This is a genomic window from Clostridium sp. (assembly GCF_036569345.1).
Lineage (GTDB): Bacteria > Bacillota > Clostridia > Clostridiales > Clostridiaceae > Clostridium_AD.
Window position 1 is genome coordinate 1 of record NZ_DATCQT010000088.1, and the last position, 21,004, is coordinate 21,004.

At 27.4% G+C, this 21,004-nt stretch carries 17 protein-coding genes; 1 reads left to right on the plus strand and 16 read right to left on the minus strand.

Annotated features, from left to right (window positions below):
* Window positions 1–229: 229 nt before the first annotated feature.
* The 11 genes from VIM70_RS08630 to VIM70_RS08680 all read right to left on the minus strand — a co-directional run bounded on the left by VIM70_RS08630 (window position 230) and on the right by VIM70_RS08680 (window position 15,236).
* Entirely contained in the window at window positions 230–1,072 is an 843-nt protein-coding gene (locus tag VIM70_RS08630; protein WP_331945345.1) for an HNH endonuclease, read from the minus strand.
* 153 nt (window positions 1,073–1,225) lie between these two features.
* Window positions 1,226–3,751, minus strand: coding sequence for an AAA family ATPase (locus VIM70_RS08635; protein WP_331945396.1), 2,526 nt, complete (start codon window positions 3,749–3,751; stop codon window positions 1,226–1,228).
* A gap of 8 nt (window positions 3,752–3,759) precedes the next feature.
* Window positions 3,760–4,281 carry a hypothetical protein gene (locus tag VIM70_RS08640; RefSeq protein WP_331945346.1) on the minus strand — a complete coding sequence of 174 codons (522 nt, stop codon included), beginning with the start codon at window positions 4,279–4,281 and terminating at the stop codon, window positions 3,760–3,762.
* The gene (locus VIM70_RS08645) at window positions 4,247–5,836 is read right to left on the minus strand and encodes a hypothetical protein (protein WP_331945347.1); all 1,590 of its coding nucleotides are present in this window, start codon (window positions 5,834–5,836) and stop codon (window positions 4,247–4,249) included. The genes VIM70_RS08640 and VIM70_RS08645 overlap by 35 nt, the downstream gene beginning before the upstream one ends.
* Before the next feature lie 213 nt (window positions 5,837–6,049).
* Window positions 6,050–7,507, minus strand: a complete 1,458-nt coding sequence (locus tag VIM70_RS08650) for a TnsD family Tn7-like transposition protein (protein WP_331945348.1) — start codon at window positions 7,505–7,507, stop codon at window positions 6,050–6,052.
* 1 nt (window position 7,508) lies between these two features.
* On the minus strand, window positions 7,509–9,137 hold the full coding sequence (locus VIM70_RS08655) for an ATP-binding protein (protein ID WP_331945350.1): 1,629 nt from the start codon (window positions 9,135–9,137) through the stop codon (window positions 7,509–7,511).
* A complete protein-coding gene (locus VIM70_RS08660; protein ID WP_331945351.1) occupies window positions 9,127–11,268 on the minus strand; it encodes a Mu transposase C-terminal domain-containing protein in 2,142 nt (713 codons plus the stop codon). The genes VIM70_RS08655 and VIM70_RS08660 overlap by 11 nt, the downstream gene beginning before the upstream one ends.
* Entirely contained in the window at window positions 11,258–12,031 is a 774-nt protein-coding gene (locus tag VIM70_RS08665) for a TnsA endonuclease C-terminal domain-containing protein (RefSeq protein ID WP_331945352.1), read from the minus strand. The genes VIM70_RS08660 and VIM70_RS08665 overlap by 11 nt, the downstream gene beginning before the upstream one ends.
* Window positions 12,032–12,109: 78 nt before the next feature.
* Window positions 12,110–12,637, minus strand: coding sequence for a DNA topology modulation protein (locus tag VIM70_RS08670; RefSeq protein WP_331945353.1), 528 nt, complete (start codon window positions 12,635–12,637; stop codon window positions 12,110–12,112).
* Window positions 12,638–12,708: 71 nt separating this feature from the next.
* Window positions 12,709–13,275 (minus strand): site-specific integrase, encoded by a 567-nt coding sequence (locus VIM70_RS08675; protein ID WP_331945354.1) that lies wholly within the window; start codon window positions 13,273–13,275, stop codon window positions 12,709–12,711.
* A 467-nt stretch (window positions 13,276–13,742) separates the two neighbouring features.
* Window positions 13,743–15,236: a PIN-like domain-containing protein gene (locus VIM70_RS08680; RefSeq protein ID WP_331945355.1), complete on the minus strand. Its 1,494-nt coding sequence runs from the start codon at window positions 15,234–15,236 to the stop codon at window positions 13,743–13,745.
* 545 nt (window positions 15,237–15,781) lie between these two features.
* Between VIM70_RS08680 and VIM70_RS08685 the strand changes: the two genes are divergently transcribed.
* Window positions 15,782–16,096 (plus strand): hypothetical protein, encoded by a 315-nt coding sequence (locus tag VIM70_RS08685; protein WP_331945357.1) that lies wholly within the window; start codon window positions 15,782–15,784, stop codon window positions 16,094–16,096.
* 1,423 nt (window positions 16,097–17,519) lie between these two features.
* Here VIM70_RS08685 and VIM70_RS08690 read toward each other — a convergent pair.
* From VIM70_RS08690 to VIM70_RS08710, 5 genes are all read right to left on the minus strand, one after another.
* On the minus strand, window positions 17,520–17,975 hold the full coding sequence (locus VIM70_RS08690) for a GNAT family N-acetyltransferase (protein WP_331945358.1): 456 nt from the start codon (window positions 17,973–17,975) through the stop codon (window positions 17,520–17,522).
* Between the two features lie 67 nt (window positions 17,976–18,042).
* Window positions 18,043–18,570: a GNAT family protein gene (locus VIM70_RS08695; protein ID WP_331945359.1), complete on the minus strand. Its 528-nt coding sequence runs from the start codon at window positions 18,568–18,570 to the stop codon at window positions 18,043–18,045.
* Between the two features lie 278 nt (window positions 18,571–18,848).
* Complete coding sequence (locus VIM70_RS08700) at window positions 18,849–19,472, minus strand: HD domain-containing protein (RefSeq protein WP_331945360.1); 624 nt, start codon at window positions 19,470–19,472, stop codon at window positions 18,849–18,851.
* 87 nt (window positions 19,473–19,559) lie between these two features.
* Window positions 19,560–20,066: a hypothetical protein gene (locus tag VIM70_RS08705; RefSeq protein ID WP_331945361.1), complete on the minus strand. Its 507-nt coding sequence runs from the start codon at window positions 20,064–20,066 to the stop codon at window positions 19,560–19,562.
* A gap of 124 nt (window positions 20,067–20,190) precedes the next feature.
* Window positions 20,191–20,922: an immunoglobulin-like domain-containing protein gene (locus tag VIM70_RS08710; protein ID WP_331945362.1), complete on the minus strand. Its 732-nt coding sequence runs from the start codon at window positions 20,920–20,922 to the stop codon at window positions 20,191–20,193.
* Between the last annotated feature and the right edge of the window lie 82 nt (window positions 20,923–21,004).

Genomic DNA, 21,004 nt, shown 5'->3' on the forward strand with positions numbered 1-21,004 from the left:
AGCCCCGCATTTAGCCAATTATTACTAAATGTGGGGCTTGTCCGTCATCTATTTTTCCCAAACTTTATTATGAGTTTGTGGAACTTTATTATTAGATGGGGAACTTTATTATTAGATGGGGAACTTTATTATTATGGTACATAGTTAGGAAAGAAGTCTTAAATATAAATATAGTTATTTATTAATAAATAAATATCACAAAAATATTTTTTTAATTACAGTATTTCATTTAGCTATCAATATACTTTAAATTTAGATTTACTAATAAATCATAAAAATATTGACAGTTATCAATGTATTTTAAAATTTTAAATAAGATGTATCCTCTTTCTTTTAATTGCCATATGCCATTATACATTTTATATGGATAATTCTCAGAAACTATTTCAATGTTATCTTCATCAGATTCAATAAAACTTCTCATGGAGTTATCATAATAAGTTTCATCTATAAAGTCATTTTGTACAAGTAACCTTAACTGTGATGAAAATTCAATGTCACTAAGGCCTGTTTCATTGCAAATACATTCCATATTAAGATTACTATTTTCATAATAATATTCTATTATTTTATACAAGATTTCAAGTGTAACTGGTTTTTGACTACTAATCTTTTTAAATAATTTATTTAAATATTTTTTATCTAAATTATAGTCTGGATTGCTATTTATATATTCAATTAACGAATCACACCCAATGTTATCAAAATTTATAATTGGAGCATTAAGTATCTTCTTATACAATAGGCAATCTATCTTCTTCTCGTGAGATTCTTTAAGACTTTTAAGAAAATCAACAGAATATATATCTTCATTTTGGTCAATATATCCATGATGAATTGTACATAATAAAATAAGATTTGAAACATCATTAGCTTTAACCTCAGATAAATTGGCATTATATCTTGCACTCTTTTCATTATATCCTTCAATATGACAAATATTACTTATATGATTTCTTCCATTTTCATCATCAGAGAACAGCTTATTAGTACATCCTATAAAAGCACATGTGTTACCACATTTGGAGTATAATTCCTTAATGGCACTTGATTTAATATCTTTTCTTCCCAATACATCCCCACCCTTCACTACCTTTAATAATATTTTAAAAAACCTAAATTTATATATTTCCCCCTGATTAGCTCATTGTATCAATACACAACTTATAAATTATTATTTATAAACTATTTTTATTATAGTCTTTCGTTTTTCTATAATCATTAATTAAATTATTCTCTCATACCTTCCCTGCCCTTGAAAGTTATAATTACATATTGGTATATTAAAGCTTTTAATTTTATGCACTATTAATTTTTCTAAATCGTTATCACAGGTAGAAATAATTAACTGGTCAATAAACCTATCTTCTTCATCTCTCTCTAATTCAAATCTAATTAAATCAATAAATGATATTATATTTAAGTCATCCATTGTCTGTATTGGTTCATCCATTAAATAACATCTCAAATCTCCATTATTCAATAATGCTTTGGAAAGAAAAATTGAAAGTGATAGTGTCGAAAGCTGACCTGCACTTAAAATATTAGCAAATGGTGCAACCTTACCGTTTGAATCTAAAATTTGTAACTCAGATAAGTTTTGACCATTTCCCCTATTCAATTTTATTTCCTTAATATTTGTATTACGTGTAATCTTTCGGTATATCTTATCTAATGGTTCTGCAATTCTTTCTATTTCCTTTTTTTCGTTTTCTCTAATTGTTTTATTAATACTACTTACAATACTATTTAATTTAGTTATCTGTTTTCGGGTATCTATAAATTGTTTTTCCTTGTCTTTCCCTTTTTTTTCAAGTTCAATAATCATTTGATATATTTTATTTTTATTAATTATTGAATTAATAAATTTGCATATATTGAGCTTAGTCTCTATATTCTTCAAATCTAAAGATTCAATATTTATTTCTAATGTATTTTGCAATTTTATATCGTGACTTTTGAACTCTTGCATAATCTTATTTAATAAAATGGAACACTCTTCAAGTCCAAGTGTAGAGCACCTTTTTAAATCTTCTTTATATTTAATTACAGATGGTAAATCAATCATTTCTAAAGCAAATATTGTTTGTTGCACATTATAGCTATCAATAATATTAACCTTTTCAATTTCTTGTGCATAAAATACCTTTGTTGTTGCAATTGATATGTTAGAAGTATCTTTTAATGACATATTTAATAAATTGCATAAATGGAATGTAACTTTCAAATCATCTTTTAATAATAAAATTTCTTCATAATGCTTATCTAACTCTTGAAATTTCAGTGTTAATAAATCACAGAATTTTTTAAAAATAACATCATTTTCTGCTTGAATATCCTTAATCAGTTTTGAAACTTCTTGTCTTACTATGTCTTTATCGCCTAAAAACTTCTTAGCAATAGCTCCCACTTCACTATTTTTAAACTCTATACTACCACATACAGGACATTCATCGTTTTCTTTTCTATATTCTTTTAAAGTTTCAGTATTATCTACAATGTGTCTCATTACTAACATAACTGGACTTTTAGTATCATATAACAGTTTTTTCTCGTTATACAAATTCTTTTTACTTAAATTACTTTCTATATTCTTTTTATAACCTAATAGAATATCAATATTTTTCTTTTTTATGTATTCATTAATCTTTTCTTCTTGTATTACTTTTTTTAAATATATTTCTATATTTTCTGCTGTTAACGATTTTTTAATGTTATTATACAGCCCTTTTGTTTTTTCTTTTTCAATCATAATATCTTCAAAATTAACTTTCTTAACCTTCTCTATTACATCTTTCTTTAACTCTATTTCCTCTTCTAATTTGTTTAATAACTGTAATTTATATTGATAAGCTAATTTTAAATGAATTTTTTCTATATTATCTTTAATTTTTAAGTAAAACAAGCTCTGTAAAATATCTATCTGTATTTTTAAATTTTTAAGAGAATCAACTAATATATTATCTATAAATTGATAAGGTGTAATCACTTCAATATCAAACAATTTATTTATCGGATATTGCTCTCTTAATTCAAAATTAATATTCTCAATTTCCTTACTTAATTTTTCATATTTACTTTTTTCTATAGAAACACTGGTAATTTCTTTATTTAAATTATCTTTTTCTTCTGATAATTTACCTTTAACCGTTACTAATGTATTTTTAATAATATTAGCCTCTTTGAATTCTGTATATAAACACGAAAATATGTCATATATATCTCTTCGACCTTTAGTATACATTTCTATATTTTTATCATAAGAACAAATAAAGTTATCATTAAACTTTTCTATTTTCACTTTTAAAATTTTTAACAATTCTTCTACAATACTCTTATCATCACCTTCAATATTAGGTGTAGATAAGAGTTTTAATCCATCAACCTCTTTATCAATTACATGAAACTTTCTTTCTAAAAATACGCCTTTACCTTTATAAATAATATTAATCCTTACGTAAATTTCTTCATCTAAGCTATTTATATTTTTAATTAATCCCTTATCTGAATCTTGAATCTGTTGTTCCTTTGCATTAGAACACCTTTTTAAATAATCATCGTATATCCTTTTTATTGTTCCCGTTAAACACCATTCTATTGCATCTAACAAAGATGTTTTACCATAACCATTCGCTCCCGAAAGTAAAATTAAATTATTTGGTTGATTGTTAGTAGTAAAATCAAATTCTTTTTCTCCTTCATAGCCTCTGAAATTCTTTAGATAAATTCTTCTAATATATAAATTTTTGATATAATCACCTACCTACTAAATAATTCCTTTTTTAATAAATCTAAATCAAATTCATCTTTTAAAAGTTCCTTATATACTATATCTGTATTTAATATATTAATGATTTCTTTTTTTAAATCACTGGCACTTACCTTGCTATCTGATAATTGGATTTTGTTAAATGGTAATAAATCAATGCAATTATCATTATCTAAATTCAAAAAAATTTTCCTACATATATGAGAATCTCTCTCAAATTTAAATATATATTTATTGACTTCTTTCTTGTTTACTTGTGAAGATTTATATGGGATTAAAATATTTATATTATATCTTAAAACCTCATTATCATTCCAATTTTGAAACCAAAGAATCTTTTTTTGACATTCATATATAGACTCCTCACTAATTAATCCATCAAATAATATATACGCCTCTTTATTATCTTTCAAATATATATTTTCGAAAACTTTAACACCTTCTCCAATCTCTAAGTTACTTTTATTAAATCCATTGCTAATCAAAAGATTCTCTATCTTTGCTTTGTCCATTTAGTTTACACCTCTCACAAAATATGCAACTTATTCTACCATTTTCAAATGGGTATTTTAAATCCAAACACTCCATACATTCTATATAATACTTATCATCATAAGGCTCTTTTATATCTATATTTACACTTTTAGGTTTAAATATATTTAAATCATACACTGGATTAGGTATATCTAATTTATCGAAATACCATACTTTTGGCTTTATCTTAGATTGATTGATTCTCTCCAATACCATCTCATGGTCATATTCTGGATTTTTAATTGTATTAGGCAATAATACACAACTTCTTTTTTCAAGTGGATGTTTAAAGAATAATATATCGTTATTAAAATCAAGCATAATATTAATATCTAAAATACTATTAATACCATTTTCTACATTTTGATTTATAAATTTCAATATTCTATTAATATATGATTCTAAATATACTTGTTTCTTTGAAAAATACACATATTCCTCAATTAAACTTAATTTAAAATATTCCTCTTTACCTATAAATTCATTTAGAGATATAGTATTTAATAATTTACATCTATTCAATTTATCCTTTAATATTACACTTAGTTTTTCAAATAGTTTATCTGCATATTTATAATAAGTATTTTGTAATAATACTTTAACCTTTTCTTCATCTTTATCCTTATCTTGTTTGAGCAATGTCCATGTTATTTCTTTTAAATTCTGGTCTATTGCCTCTTTTATGTTATTTATAATGGAGTAAGTGATAACCTTCTCCTCACTTATCACTATTTCCTTTACATAATTAATTATGTCATCTATTTTTATTTCTACTGTATCTATTTTACTTTTTTTACTTTGCCATTTATCTATGATGAAGCTTATAGACAGGGAATATAAAATATCTTTTTTATTTTGATTTGAAAAGTTAATAAATTCATCATTAAATATTTTATCTAATCTTACTTTAATAAGATTAATAAGTTTTTGCCTTTGCTCCTCCCAATGAATTATCAAACTATGATTCAAAAAATTCTCTAAAGCTATTTCGGAGTGGTACTTATTTAATATATTTATCACTCGCTTATTATGATTATCTTCGTTGATATTCACACTACTCATTGCCACTTCTTTCATATAAATTGAAATAAAATTTCCAATTATTTCTTTGCCATTATCAATTATTTGTTGTTTCTCAAATGATACCTTTCTAATTGTATTAAAAATAATTGCACATTTTATGTTTATATCTCCCTCAGACATATTACTTAAATATAAGTAATCATAATATAAATCAATGATTACCCCCCAGTTATTAAAGTCTTTTGCTAATGAAGAATATTTTACTTGTGCGATTCTAATATAATCTTTATTCAGTAACGAAAATGTTTTTATATAATCCTCAATTACCTCTATCTGGTATGTTGCTTTGCTACTATTAGGTTCATCATTAAATAAATCATTTTCTGTGTTATGACATAACATATCATACAATGTTAAATCAAATTGATATAAATATCCCCATATTGAATAATCAGCTTTTCTATTTACTTCTAATTTATCCAGACTCCTAATACATCCATCAGCATTCATCAGTTATCCCCCTGCACACAAAATACTATAGTCAACATTATATCACAAATTAGGTTTTTATGTAATATTTTATATATTTTTTATATATTTTGTAATAAATGCTTTGTCTATTTTTTACGAAATAACTCATGGTTAATTTCACTATATATATTTTTTTGTTGATAGCTATAGTATTTTAATTGCTTGAACTATTTAATTAATAATTACTACATATCATCTTATTCCACCAAGTCTCTTTATTTCCCATTCTCTCGGTATTCTTTCATCATCAAAATTTAATATAATCCAATTCATCCTTCTATTTTGGAATTCCTGAACACATTCAATTTTATTTTCTAAATATTTTTTAACTTTTGGCATTTTGTCTAAGTATTTTTGCAATAAATATAACTTATCTATTTTCCTACCAACTAACCCAACAGTAACTCTCTCTGGTTTTCCCTTACTACTATATATATCATCTACCACAACTCTTATTTCTTTCAAAATATCTTTATCCCTTTTATCCCAGTCAATCTTTTTACTAAACCCATAAGTTTTCATACAAGGTGAATTATCCGATAACCATTTTGTATCATGCCTAATTAACCAAGTATATGTGGCAATATCCATGTCTCTTATAAAGCTTTTACTCTTATCTGGATACGTTTTTCTGAATTTCAGCCACTTACATCTATATTCTACCTTTTCTTCATCAGTTTTAACTTGGTATGACTTGCTTTTCCTTACCTCAACATAATTAGACTCAAATAAATTCACAATGTCGATACCAAGGTAATCTATGATAAGTAAGTGCTGAATTGGTTGAAAGCTCGTCCTATGTTTTCTTGAAATTGCAGTAACCCAATTATATTTATTAGTAATTTCAAAATTACAACCTATTAAGCTTAAATACTCTTCACCATAATAATATTTAAAACCTTCTAATAAATCTTCTTGATTGATGTTACTTCTACTTTGAGCTATGTTCTTCTCTATTAATTTACTTAAATAAAATTCTCTAAAGAAATTTATTTCTCTATTCTTTAAATCTCCATTTAAGATTTTGTTTACATTATTACAAAATAATGTTTGATGTCTTCTTATGTTATCATTTAATTCTACCATTATTTTATCTTCACCACATATACTAAATTCTAAATTTAAATACGCTTGTCTGTTTTTATAATCCATGGACTTTTCACAAACCCTTAATTCGGTAAAATGTTTATGACACATCAATATTCCAGCAATTTGATGTTCTAAATGAAAGTATGCCTCACCCAAGGTATATCTATCTTCTTCAACACAAGTGGAACAATATTTCAAGTTAGTATCCATCTTTATGGTATTATTGCACATGCCTAATGTTGTATAGATTAAAGAACCTTCCCCCTTATCCATTAAATCATATACACTCTTAGCTTTTTCATTGGGTAAAAACGCAGTATAATATTTGTATAAGGTGTGCTTCGTAATAATTTCATCTACAGTAAGAGTACAATCTTCAGGTAAATTACTTAGCAATAAATTAATATTAGCAGGTAATTCCCTACCTGCTGTTACTGAGGTTGTATTAAATAAATCCCGTAAAGTTGTTTTGCAATTTACATTTCCACCCCACACATGAAATCTTGATATAACTCCATATAAAGTTTCCCCTAAATATGGAGTAGGAAAGAAGGTAGGCATATTAAACAACCTCCCTTATTAAACTTTCAAAATCTTTAATATAACTATTATTCTTTAATCCATCATATATTGATGTCTCCTCTTTTTTACACCGTCTTGCAATAAATCTTATATCATCTTCATCTTTTAAAACTATTTTTTCTCTTTTTGATGTCTTTTTTTTCGCAACATTACTATTCCCTGTTTTCATTAAGAGATTTAGTAATGTTCTTGTTAATTTATTAATACCCGTTTCATCCAAATTTGGAATTTGCTCTATATATCTATTAATTTCACTTTCTTCAAATCCTAAATCTATTAATTTAATGACTACCACTTCTTTTATATCAATATCTTGTATTTTCCTTTTTTCTTCTTTTGCCCTTTTAAATTCATCAACGCTACTATTTAAATTAATCTGATTTTGTTCATTATTTATAAAATTTGAAACATCTAATACCATAAAATCGTTGTATGAGGTCATATTTCGCCCATTTTTTAATGATTGTAGCATAGGCTTAACTAATTTTAAATTTTCATCTGCTACCTTTTTAATTAATGCACAAGTAATAATTTCTTTTCTTGAAGAAATAGCCCTTACCTGTGCCATGAAAAATATTTTTATGGCGATGTCAATTATTCCCTGACTTTCATCATATAACACATCTAAAAACTCTTGTGATATTTTTTGTGGTTTTTTAACCCACTGATAATCCCACAAACCTTCTATTAATAAATTCCAATGTTCATCTTTATGAAGTCTATCCCACACCATATCACCCTGGCCCCTACGTGCTTGTCTAAATTCACTTTGTAAAATTGGCATTGCCTTTGGAGTTCCTACTAATATAACTGGAATTGATAAATTAATGAGAGAAACAAAATAATTTAACATTTTTTCAGACCCTCCCCCTTTTGATAAACTGAGGTTCTGTATTTCATCCACTACAATTAAGCCTAACCCAACCGTCCTCGATATTTGATTAATAATTGGTAGCATTGCATTTGCAGATAATCTCGCTAAATGATATTTTTGAAAATAGTTACTTCCTAATATAGAATCAATCTTTCCAAAATATTCTAAGCAAAGAGCTTTAAGTGAACCATCAAATGGACAATCGAGCTTTAAATAAGTAAGTTGTGTCATTGTGAATGGTTTGCCTTTATATTTTGAATGTACAATAACTTCTGGCATTAAATTCAATATTTTAGATATTATGGTTGACTTTCCCATACCGCTTACCCCAATTAACGAAAATCCACTGGATGTGGTTACAAAATTATCTGAACTGTTATAATTAAGATTTCCACTTTGTATATCTCTATACCCATTATTAAAACTTCTAACATACTCAGGTGTAATTGGATTTCTACTAATATATCCACCTCTAATTATCCTCGATATTTTAGCTTCTAAATCTAAATGAACAGGTAATGGTTGGAAATATTGAAATATTCGTTGCACTAAATGTAGCCTGATATGTGCCTCATATTCCCGTTCCTTTCCATCAAATTTAGGATAACATGCTATCATATTTATTACATCTGGTTTACTGTTTATTAATGGCAAAGCTTCTATGAACGGATTCCCCGAATATTCATCAATTATTTGTTCATTATATATAGCTTCAACATTATTGTTATTCCTCATTATATTTTCCTCCCTTTTGCCTTACTTTTAACATCATCAAGTCATCTTCACTTTCATCTTCCACTTTATAATTTATAACTACTCCACGTTTTTCTTCTTTGTTACCAAGTATAAAAGTTTCTTTTTTTCTATTAATAAATTTCTCTGCCTGTCTATTTTCCCTAATACCTTTCATATCTGATGGTTTTAATTCTATTCCACTTGATTGCATTGTTGCCTCTTTTACAATTGCTTCTATATCATTTATCAGATTTATTTTCTTCTCTACCTCCACTTTATCAACATCTTTTAACATTAATAATTCCTTTTGCCTTAGATATTCAACCTCTTCAATTGCTTTATCTAAATATCTATATTCCTTATTCAATAAAAAACATTTTTCATATTTCGTACTATCTTTATTAATCCAATAAATATTATTAAGACTACGTGGGTCATAAACTATATCTATTGGGAAATTCCCCTTTGACCTTGCAGTCTCAAAAATTCTATCCTTTATAGCTGTTAAAGAGCTATAAAAGATACCTTTAAACCTAATTCCATTTTTTGTAACTATAGCTTTGTCTCTGGGCATTAAGCTCAGCTTTATTACATCCTCTTGAACTGTTCTTAGTATTCCACTTTTGTTTTCAACTCCCCAATTCCACAATTTAACTGGAATAGATTCAACCTCGTCCGCAATCATTCCTTTTTCTCTTTTATATCCTTTTAAAATATGATGATTGTTATGATATAAAATACACCGTATTATTATTTTAGTAAATTGCTTTATGTTGAGTTTAGCGTCTAAAGAATAACACTTTGCACCTCTTTCTCTGAAATCTGGGGATATTGAACCTGGAATTCCGTTAGTATCTATATTTAGTAGATTAAATGTTTGTTCGACTATTGGTTTCCATTCAGGGCGAAATGGTGGTGTATTGGAGAGCTTTATGCCAAGATTATTAACTAAATTGTCAGAATTAAATCCCATTACTTCCGTTCCTCTATCCCCTAATATAGAAAATGGAACATGTTTTGATGGCCACTCTTCTTCACTAATCTCAATCCCATATTCTTCTTTACAAAATTTAACTTTATCCGTCATTGCATTTGCTAAAGCAACCATAGCTCCAACCCAAGAGGCTGATTCCAATGTAATATTAAATCCAGTAATTAGCCTACTATATGTATCCACGATTATATAAATTGTAGGTCTACCTATTATCCATTTCTTGTTAAATTCAGAAACCAAGTAAACATCTCCAATCGTTGCGTCAATTTGATACTCCATTCCGCTTCCAATTATTGAATCATTAACTGAATTTAGTACAGCCCTATATTTTTGATAAAAGATTCTTCCCCCATTCCTTGTTGTTATTTCCTTTTTCAAATCTCTGCTTATATTGAACCAATATCTAAACTGTGCTAATGAAGGTATATTTTGTTTATCTTTCAAAATTATTTCTGTTCTTCCCTTTTCACTTATAATTTCCTCACTAAAATATTGTTTTAGCATTAAGTTATAAGCTGTAACTAAAGAATTTTTCTTCTGATTATTATAGAACTTATTTATTGAAGTTTTAAATATCTTTTTCATTTTTTCATCAATATTAATACCCGTATTAATTTCATTAACTTTAGGCCTCCCTCGCTTTAAAACTCCTGAGCCTTTATCCTTCTTTGCATTTCCACAATGGTGATAATCTGTTAATAATGAATTTATTGTTTTACCCCGCTTCCAGAATTTTTTAACGTAGTCTTCAACTGTGCTTCTACTTATTCCATACTTGCTAATTACATTATTAATAAATTTATTTCTTTCTCTTGTCATAAAAATATTAGGTTCGTCTATATTTTTGTAAAATTCCATTACAACCTGATATGATTTATTTCTTCTTTCAACATCCTTATCACTAATGTCAACTTCATCTACTACTCTAAAATGGATTTCATTTGTTATGACATCTATTTCTTCTTCTATTAGTAGTGTATATAGTTTAGAAAGTTTAATTTCATATGGCCAACTCCTATCAAATATATTTATTAAAAATACTATATCTATTTCCTCAGAAATCCATAAAACTCTTTCGATTAATTTTTCATCTTTATTCCATTGAACCAAGCTATTTAACATTATATTATAATGCACGTTTAGTCACCTCTTTGAAATTTACAATTATATCACTTGTTAGCATTTCAATATCAATAGGAATATCCATATTTACTATTAGTTCCTTGTCGATAATCATATTTTTCAATACTCCAAGTGACGTACCTACAATTAGTAAAAGTTCTTTATCTATATAACTTAATATATCTTTCAACATAAATTGATTTAAATTTATTCTGCTTGTAATCATCTGCCTTATATACTGTTCTTTATCAAAATCAATATCTGTATATCCTAAGTATAGCCACTTAATATTTTTAACTTTAATCATTGGTAAATCCTTGTTTGTGATTATCGCCCAACCAATCCTTTTCTTATTCCAATATCGTCTTTCTAATTCAAGTTTCTCCAATGTCAAATCTCTATACAATTCCGATTCATTCCTCACAGATAAGGCTAAATATTTTTCTCCTGACATACTTTTCAAAGTAATAACAAACGTTGTTGTAAAAACATACTTTTCACCTGTTTTTTTATCTATAAACTTATCTAATCTAATATCAGCCAAATCAGATACTACTTCTTCTAAATCCAGCAATGGATAATGCTCTTTTATATCGGTTATACTTTCTTCATAATCAAGTAGGTAAAATAAATTTGTTTGTAAATCACTTATGAGGTGGTGAATTCTATTTGTTGTTTTCCCTTTTATCCTTGATACCCTTCCACGTGATGAAAAATCTTGCACTTTTATACCTGGAACATAAGCTTCTTTTTCATAATCGAAAATTCCATTTGTCATTTTACATCCTCCAATATTGACTAAATTAAATAAAAGAAAAAACCATATACAATAAGCAACTGAACTGATTTTTTTTTATCAGCTAATGCTTGTGTATATGGTTTTAATATATTTATTTACTTCTCTTCTATTTTTAAAAACTATTATTTGTTTAGTTTTATTTTTATTGATTCTGTCAATGTTTCCTTGTCCTGATTTCTCGGGGAAGTTCCAAATATACTTCATAAATTCATAGTCAAACTTTTCGGGACAACCCTCTGGCATATCAGGTCTTATTTTATTTATATTTGTTATAACTCTTTTAAAGTAACTCAATAAGCATACTGTTCTACTTAATTTAAAACAAATTACAGTATCGGCCTTTTCAAGACGAATATCCATAGTCCCACCATAATTACCATCTACTATCCATTCATCCCCTGATATTAATAATTTTTGTTTTCTTACCCACTCCTCCCTTGGAGTTTCAATCCAACCATTATTCCAAAACTCTTTATCAAGATGAATAAGTGGGCGAAGTGTTATCTCTGCAAGTTTTCTTGAAAATGTACTCTTACCGCTACCTGGTGAACCTATAACCATTATTCGCTTTCCTATATTATTCATTTTTATCACCTTTTATTTATATTCTAAAAAATTCTTTCCTATTATAAGCTATTTTTATTTGCTTAAATGTTCTATAAGTTCAATGACATATAAACATTATCTAAGTCATCTTGAGTAATCCCCAGATACTTCCTTGTATTCGCCATACTACTATGATTTAAAGCTTCCATTATAAGAGCTAACGACACACCTGATTTATATGCCCAATAACCCCAAGTTTTTCGCATAGAGTGTGTTGATATTGGTTCTTTAATACCTACGTAATCTCCTGCTTGGCTCAATATGTAGGCCGCATGTTGACGGGTAATCGCCTTTCCATTTCCTTTTCTTGATTGGAATACATAATCATCCTGTTCTAAGTCATGTTCCTTCATAAATAAAATTATACATTTATTTAAATTCTTAGTAATCGGAAACCTCTTAGCCTTACCAGTTTTCTTTTCATTTAGCATTATAAATTCTGTTGGCTTTCTTCCTGTCCAAATATCCTTAGTCCTCATACATAATATGTCAGAAATTCTTAACGCACTGGAAATTCCTACCATGAGCATTAAATAATCTCGTACATCCTTTCCCTTTAAGAAATTTTTCATAGCCTCCAATTGTTTCTTATCTCGGATTGGACTTACTGTATTCATCATATCACCCCCTATTTTACACAATATTAGTTTTTAAGCTATTATGTCATATTCAAAGTATGCTTTTTCATCAGATTCCTTGAAAGGCCCTGAAACAGCCATTCTTAATCTTCCTCCGTAACTTTCTGTCAGATTCAGAAACCTTAATAAATAATGCAGATATTAATTAGACTATCTGCATTACCTTACATATCAAATATTGTTTTTTATTTCCATATATAAACTATACATGTATTAGTAACTGTATTCAATACAAATGATATTATTTAGCTATTGCAGATAGTCAACGGCTTTATATCTCGAGATTTTTCTTAGAAACTCAGTTTGCAATCATTTTTAGTCCCTAATTCAAAAAACTTCCTTTCTGGAAAGTGTTTCTATCATTTATATAATTCTACATTTATTTAGTATATTATGTTGTAGGCACTATTCAGTACATATACTGTTATACTGCTATTTTATTGATTTTAATGTTCTGAAGCACACTCAATGCAAAATCCATTTCCTCCACCACTTCCTTCAATAAATTCTTCCCCACAATCAGGGCAAATACTCATACGATGTGACCTCCCATTGTAATCATCTTCATCTATAAAATGAGTGCGTCCATCGTATTCCCTATATTCAATATCCTTAACTTTGAAATTATGAAATTCCACAGTCTCATACTCGATAGCTTTTTTCGGCTCTTTTTCGTTATCAATATTTAGATAGAGAGAGGCCTCTACTTTAACTATGGTGGATATATTCATTGATACATTATCCACTCTTCCAAAAGATACAATTACATCAGAACTATTTTCCACAATTACTCCTGTATTTACTGTGATTTGACATTCATTTTGGTTATAATCGAACGAACTTTCCATCACCTTAATTTCAATTATCTCAATATGTTCCACATCTGAAATACTGCCACCTCCAAGTCCTTCCCCTATTAAAATATTTTTAATATTATCTATGATTTGCTCAATGGCGTTGTCTTCAATATAACTTTGTACTATATCATATTGATTTAACGTTAAGTAAGCCTCCATCCCCCTTATAAAGTCCATTCTTTTATTTACCTCTAAAATAGAATTAGGTTGGATATTTAGGAGATTTCCAAAATGACTTATTAATTCATCAACCGTTACCATGCAAAAATCCGAATTATCTCCTGCTTCCTTAAAGAATTCTTCTTCCAACATTAATGGAATCCTTTTGGGTCTATTTTTACTATAAGTCCACCAGTCCTCTTTAACTTCATTTTCAATAAATATAAGATTTACGTCTTTGTCTTTTATTTTTCTAAGTATTTCCTTCCAAATAATCAAATCTCCATATTTTCTCATTACAAAATCAGAATACTCTTCACCCTTATCTGGTTTATTAATATCAGTAAATCCAGGTGGCATTTTATACTTGTACCTTTTTTCTCCCTCCTCATAAATATCAATTAGCTCTAACATTGAAAACCCATCAGCACAACTGACTTTTCTTATATTTGTTACAAATTTATATACAATATCATTCTGCTCACTTATACATGCTATTCGTTCACTATGTCCAACTTGCAGTTTATCTAAATCTTGTTTTGCAGTTTTCATCGCATTGTTTATATTTTCTATAAGTTTATTTCTACTATCATCTACTTCTGGTAATTTATATTTGTTAAAAGCACTATAGTTTTTTGAGACCGCACCTATTGAATCAGAAAGTGCCTTGCAGATTTCCTCCTTCAAATTCTGAAATCGGTTTGCTTCACGTTTGCGTATGTGTTCATAATGTCTTGTATATTCTAAATATACCTGATTAGGTATCCAAAAAAAGTTCAGATTTTTTTCAAATGAGCCAATAATATCTTCTATAGTTTCTGGTGTAAAACTATACAGCCCTAAAAGGACATTTGTATCCATTACAATGACTGGCTGTTTATCAAACAATTTTTCAAATTCTTCTTTCTCATATATAAACCCCATATTCCAATCCCCCTTCAACTTTCTTAATTCTCCTATTTATTCTTATATTTATTTGAATTAAAAAAAGCACCATTAAGGTGCTGAACTTTTGCTTTCAGCTCTATGTTGATTTAACTTTATCACATGCTCTACCTCTGAGCTAACTCCCCGCAAAAACCACATAGAGCTATAGTTACAAATAGAATATTCATAACGGACCACATCCTTTCGTATTTTCCTTTGAGAGTTCCAATTAAGTTTCCAATAACAACCTTAATCGTAGCTTCTCCAAGTAGCTTAATAGCACAAATACTTATGATTGTAGGTGTAGGGAGTGAAGGACTCGAACCAACGACCTGAGCAAACAAATTTAATACCAACAAATTATACCATAAGTTATATAAAAAAGGAATATTAATACTTATTAATTATATACTGTAATAATCCGTTGATGGTTGTAACCCACGAAAATAAAGGATTAATAGTTTTATTTATCGTAAATACGATATTGTCTCATTGAAAATTAACCTTAAAAATGAACAAAGCCAACTACAAGATATATTGCCTTGCTTAAATCAGAAACAGAAAAGGCAATGATAGCCACAGCCAACAAATATTTTAAATTTGATGAAGAAGATGATGTGAAAACTTTTAATAAACGAGAAAACTTATTAGACCAACCAAAATCCAATTTATACGCTATTTGCAAGGTACATTCTATGAAAAAATATAAGCAGTTAGCCTTATATAGTCTTGTAAGTGCGATAACAAAGTTACCAAGCATAGATAATATCATCTATAAATTGATTACGACAGATAGGCATTATGATATAGATGATGAAGATTTAGAAACAATTAAAAGTATGGAATATAAAGTTTAGGAGTTTAGGATGTATTTAAAATTAATATTTTTATGTTAAATATTCGAAGTTTATATTAATATCCTATATAATTGAATAAGGACATACTTATAGTAAAAATTGAAAGTTTAGTTAAAAGGCAACTGCTATTATTATTAAATACTTATAATATTAGAAACTAAGAGGAAGTGGTATTATTACGAATAATATATTTATACTGTTCATGGTTATAGTAGGATTGTGCATTATTCTGTATGGAATAACGAGAACAGAAACAAATTTTGATATGCTTAAATATGCCTTAACTACAAATACAAAAATTAAAAATAAAAAGGGATTTGTAAAATCTTATAAAATCAGCTCTTTAATAATAGGGTTTTTATTATTAACGTTAAGTTTTTTATCGTATGCTGAGGTATTTTCTTTTAATTATACGTCTTTATGTTTTTTTTCAATAATTTTATTGATATCCATAATGAGAATATTTATTCAATTTAAATATTCTAAAAAATCTACACCGTAAGGGATGTTTAAATATATTAATATTTTGGGTGCTTTTCATATAAAGCGAATAAATTAATAAAAATAAGTAGCAGAAGTTATTACAACTCATGCTACTTTCTTTGCTATAATATATATTATTTAGGGGGCTAATTATTATGTAAATTATTAAATGTAAAACATTTTTATTTCTATGCGAGACAACGCAAATAAAAGGCATATCTAAGAGTTTTTCTTAAATATGCCTTTATTTATGTGCGTTCCCGTCATCAACGGTTATCTACCGTATATAACTTATTACTTACACTTTTTTATATTAAACACATAATAATTATTTAGTTTATATCTAATTCCGTTACACTTACTTCTTCATGATTTTGCGTATTTATGTTTCACCCATCAACTAATTTTCTAATAATATTAATGGAATCATATAATATCACACCATATTTACTATTATGTTGCGTTGAAGATAGTCAATATTCTAACCATGTTATATATAAGTTAAAGTCGTTATAATATTGCAACTTATTCTAATTCAAATTTATCATCTCAACTTACAAAATAGAAATCTCCTTATTGCCAATAGTGCTGATTCAATTGGCTTCATTGCCTATTGTGTTCGTTACATTTTGCATATTATTTGTTATACTAAATACATAATCTAAATCTTTTAAAATATAAAAGATACCATTATTATCTCCCTGTACAAAGATTTTTACTGTTTAGCGTGTGAATTAATATGTTTTTTAGAAACTCCAATTTCTTTAAACATATAATTGTGTTAAGTGTAAATAATATAACCCCTTAGCTTATTTTGAAAAATAATTAAGCTGAGGGGTTAAAATTTTGTTATTTAAATATGGTAAGGAGATATAAACATTATTACTTCACATTTATTTTCCATTGTTATATAAGATACGAAGAAAGTGGATTTATATAGTTATGGTCTTGTTGTCATAATACTTGAACGTAGATAAAATCCAAATTTCTCATAAAATGATACTACTTCATTCCCATATACTACTGTAAGTTCTATTTCATTTATATGATTTTCCACAAACCATTCCATGGCACTATCCATTAATTTTATACCCAATCCATTTCTTCTGTATTTTTCATCAACGAAAAGCACTTCTATCTTTCCAAATATTTTTGTTCTATACGCTATACAAAATCCTACAATATTGCTTGTATCTCTGTCATTCAATAATTCAATTCTGTATTTTCCTAATTTTGCATTTTTTTTATATTGTTCTATACGCTCTTCAAATGTTATTCTTGGATAACTCCCAGAAAAATATACTGATTTATTGTTATGGTATTCATGTAGTTTATCTAATGATTCTCTTAAAATTCCTATATTTTCAATAGTAATCTGTTTTGTTATAATTTCCACGCTAACCCCACCCAATATTTATTTCATCATATTATATAATTCTGCCTTATTAAAGTAATCTCAATTATTAATTACTTATTTGCCATTCAGTCTTTGAAATAGACATTTCATATAAATTCCAATAACCCGTTGATGATTTCCTTGAATTCTCTAAGAATTTTTCTTTCATAAACCCTGCGTTTTCATAACATTTAATCGCACCATAGTTAAAATCAAATACGCCAAGTGTTATCTTTTCAAATTTAAAATCTTTAAATCCAATTCTTAATATTTCCTTTAATACCTCAGTTCCAATCCCCTTACCTCTATAATTTTCTTCCCCAATTAAAAATCTACATACCCTACCAATTTTATTGCTTTTATCTGTTTCACATAATTCAATAGTTCCAATAAATTCATCAGTATCAATTGATAGTATTTTATAAACAAATATATTAGAATTATTGCTTATAAAATAATCCTCAACTTGCTCAATTGTTAAAGGATAACTATATGCAGGTCCAGACCATTGTAATAAATAATCCGCAGATTTTTTAACATTCCATTCCACTATTTTTTTTAAATCTTCCTTTTGTAAATATTCAAGTTTTAGCATTTTTAAATACCTCCCAATAACATATAATTTAATTATAAATTATTACGCTACGTAAGGTTCAAGACTAAAATGTGAAATTTATTATTTCATTAAGAAATGCGGATGAATCTTCCTATTCTTCCTTCACTTTAACACAAACAAAAACGCCACAAATGTTATTACTTGTGACGTTTATATAAAACAATTTGAAATAATCTATCTAAAGATTATTACATGTCTTTAGACATACAATACTTCCTTTCAGACACAATATTTGAAAACTGTTCATCAAAACCTTTTCAAAAACCAAAAGTAGTTTCTTTTACATTAGGCAAAATACTATAAATAGACGTTCCTATTCTTTCCTCAAAATATCTTTGTATTTCAAATGTTACTTTCCATTTTTCAAGCGTAAATTCATTAAAGCCATATCTCAACACAACATCTACAATCCTTTTTTCTAATAAGCAAAATCCTGATGGTAGTGCTAAGGCATCACATAATTGAATTAATTTATCGTACGCTGTAAATTCAATATTATCTAAATATTCTTTAGTAAAATTACGTTCCTCAATCGTGCAATCTTTCTTCCCGCATATGTCATCAACGTTCTTACATAAATATCCATGTGTCATGCAGATTCTTGCCCATAAATCATATCCCTTTTCCATAGCAAATCTATAACCATCTATACTATGTCTCTCATTAGTTACACCGTATCTTCTTCCAATGTCATGCAACATGCCGAGTATTAATGCTACATTTGAATCTAACTCTTTATCCTCTTTTGCAATTAATTCTGCTACTTTACCTACATATAAAGAATGGTCTATCCATGCACCTGGATTTAATTTACTACCTTCCTCTAATATTATCTTTGCTTCTTCTAATGTAGGTATACCTTCTACTAAACAATTTCTCATATTTGTACATCCTCACCTTCATTAAATTTGTTACGTATATTTATACCGATACTTCTAAAATGAAAACTACATCACACTACATTACTATTAAAAATACAAACTATAATCACCTGTTGGAATAGCCCCTTCTAATCCTATAACTTTAGGCCATAATCCTGTTTCAGCAATTATAAATCCCATAATCATTCCCATGTGAGTGTATAAATGCCTATGTTGTGCAAGAATTAATGTAAAGATTGTCCACTCACAGCTTTCAGGGTTAGTAAGGAGTATGTCATCAGTTATACTATTGTTATATTGATTTATTTTCTTTTCAATTAATTTATAATAATGTTTTAGTTCTTCTCTTGATAATAATTTTTCTGTCTCAACATCCAAATTGTTTAAATTTTCAATGTGAAATGATGGTTCAGAATATTTTCGTGGATTGATATACCACATATCCAAAGAATGTAATGTGTGATAAATATGTTTCCATAAAGGCATTTTACAATAACTTTTATTCCAATATCCATCTGGCACACAATCAATAACGTTGTTGATACTCCAAAGAGAACGCTCTGTTTGTTCTTTAATTATTTTGGTATAATTCATTTCACTTGTCAGAGTAGTATACCTCCTTCTTTAGATTTGTTAATAATCTTTGTAACGCATATATAAAAAATAAGTAATACCATTATTAACTCTTATCTTCCGAGTTATCATTAATACAAATCTTTTAATTAATATTAAAATCACAACTGATATTAACTTTCTCTTTGTCTTTACTCAAAATAACTTTAATTATTCTATATTTTCCTGTGTTAAATGTAAAATCAGATAGACTTAAAAGTGCACTACTTTCATATTTTCCTTTTGGTTTTAATAGAATCGCTTCCGCAGTAAACGAAAAGTCTTTCTTAAACGGAATATCGAACCACTTTCCATCCTTATACTTTTGGAGAACATAATACTCTCCAAGAGCTACAGGAGTATCCCCATTATTTATTATTCTAAATTTGATAGATTTAATAGTAGATTTATAATTTACATTTTCAGTAGACATTTGTACTTGTAGAGCATTTTGTTTTATGTTTTGAGAATATTTTGTCCAAAATAATTTTTCGTCTTCGCTTTTGTTACCCTGTAGGTACATATTATTTATATTACTAAGGTCATTATTTAAGGTAATATTGAATCCTCCACCATGATGAAATGAACTTCCAAGACTATATCTTAACTTTAAATACAATGAATCACCTTTGATTTTATAGCTATATCCAGCATATACTAAAGCACTATTGCTTGTCGACCCAGTGATTTGTAGAGTTTTATTGTCTTTAGTGATATTATCAACAAAAATTCCATACGTATCAATCCCAGTGCCAATAGCTAAATACATTGTGCTACTAATTATAATAGCTGAAATTAAAATTATTATTACTAAAGAAATCTTTTTAAAATTACTCACTATAGCCCAACCCCCTACATTAGCATTATTGTACTAATTAGTTTAGTAGATTCCCCTGTAAGTCTCTTATTTACTCAACTCA

Bases quoted from the DNA above. Each gene is read 5' to 3' on its own strand.
- VIM70_RS08700 (WP_331945360.1), bottom strand. From the start codon at position 19,472: ATGAGAAATTGTTTAGTAGAAGGTATACCTACATTAGAAGAAGCAAAG.
- VIM70_RS08670 (WP_331945353.1), bottom strand. From the start codon at position 12,637: ATGAATAATATAGGAAAGCGAATAATGGTTATAGGTTCACCAGGTAGC.
- VIM70_RS08645 (WP_331945347.1), bottom strand. From the start codon at position 5,836: ATGAATGCTGATGGATGTATTAGGAGTCTGGATAAATTAGAAGTAAAT.
- VIM70_RS08640 (WP_331945346.1), bottom strand. From the start codon at position 4,281: ATGGACAAAGCAAAGATAGAGAATCTTTTGATTAGCAATGGATTTAAT.
- VIM70_RS08665 (WP_331945352.1), bottom strand. From the start codon at position 12,031: ATGACAAATGGAATTTTCGATTATGAAAAAGAAGCTTATGTTCCAGGT.
- VIM70_RS08650 (WP_331945348.1), bottom strand. From the start codon at position 7,507: ATGCCTACCTTCTTTCCTACTCCATATTTAGGGGAAACTTTATATGGA.
- VIM70_RS08705 (WP_331945361.1), bottom strand. From the start codon at position 20,066: ATGAATTATACCAAAATAATTAAAGAACAAACAGAGCGTTCTCTTTGG.
- VIM70_RS08675 (WP_331945354.1), bottom strand. From the start codon at position 13,275: ATGAATACAGTAAGTCCAATCCGAGATAAGAAACAATTGGAGGCTATG.
- VIM70_RS08655 (WP_331945350.1), bottom strand. From the start codon at position 9,137: ATGAGGAATAACAATAATGTTGAAGCTATATATAATGAACAAATAATT.
- VIM70_RS08680 (WP_331945355.1), bottom strand. From the start codon at position 15,236: ATGGGGTTTATATATGAGAAAGAAGAATTTGAAAAATTGTTTGATAAA.
- VIM70_RS08695 (WP_331945359.1), bottom strand. From the start codon at position 18,570: ATGCTAAAACTTGAATATTTACAAAAGGAAGATTTAAAAAAAATAGTG.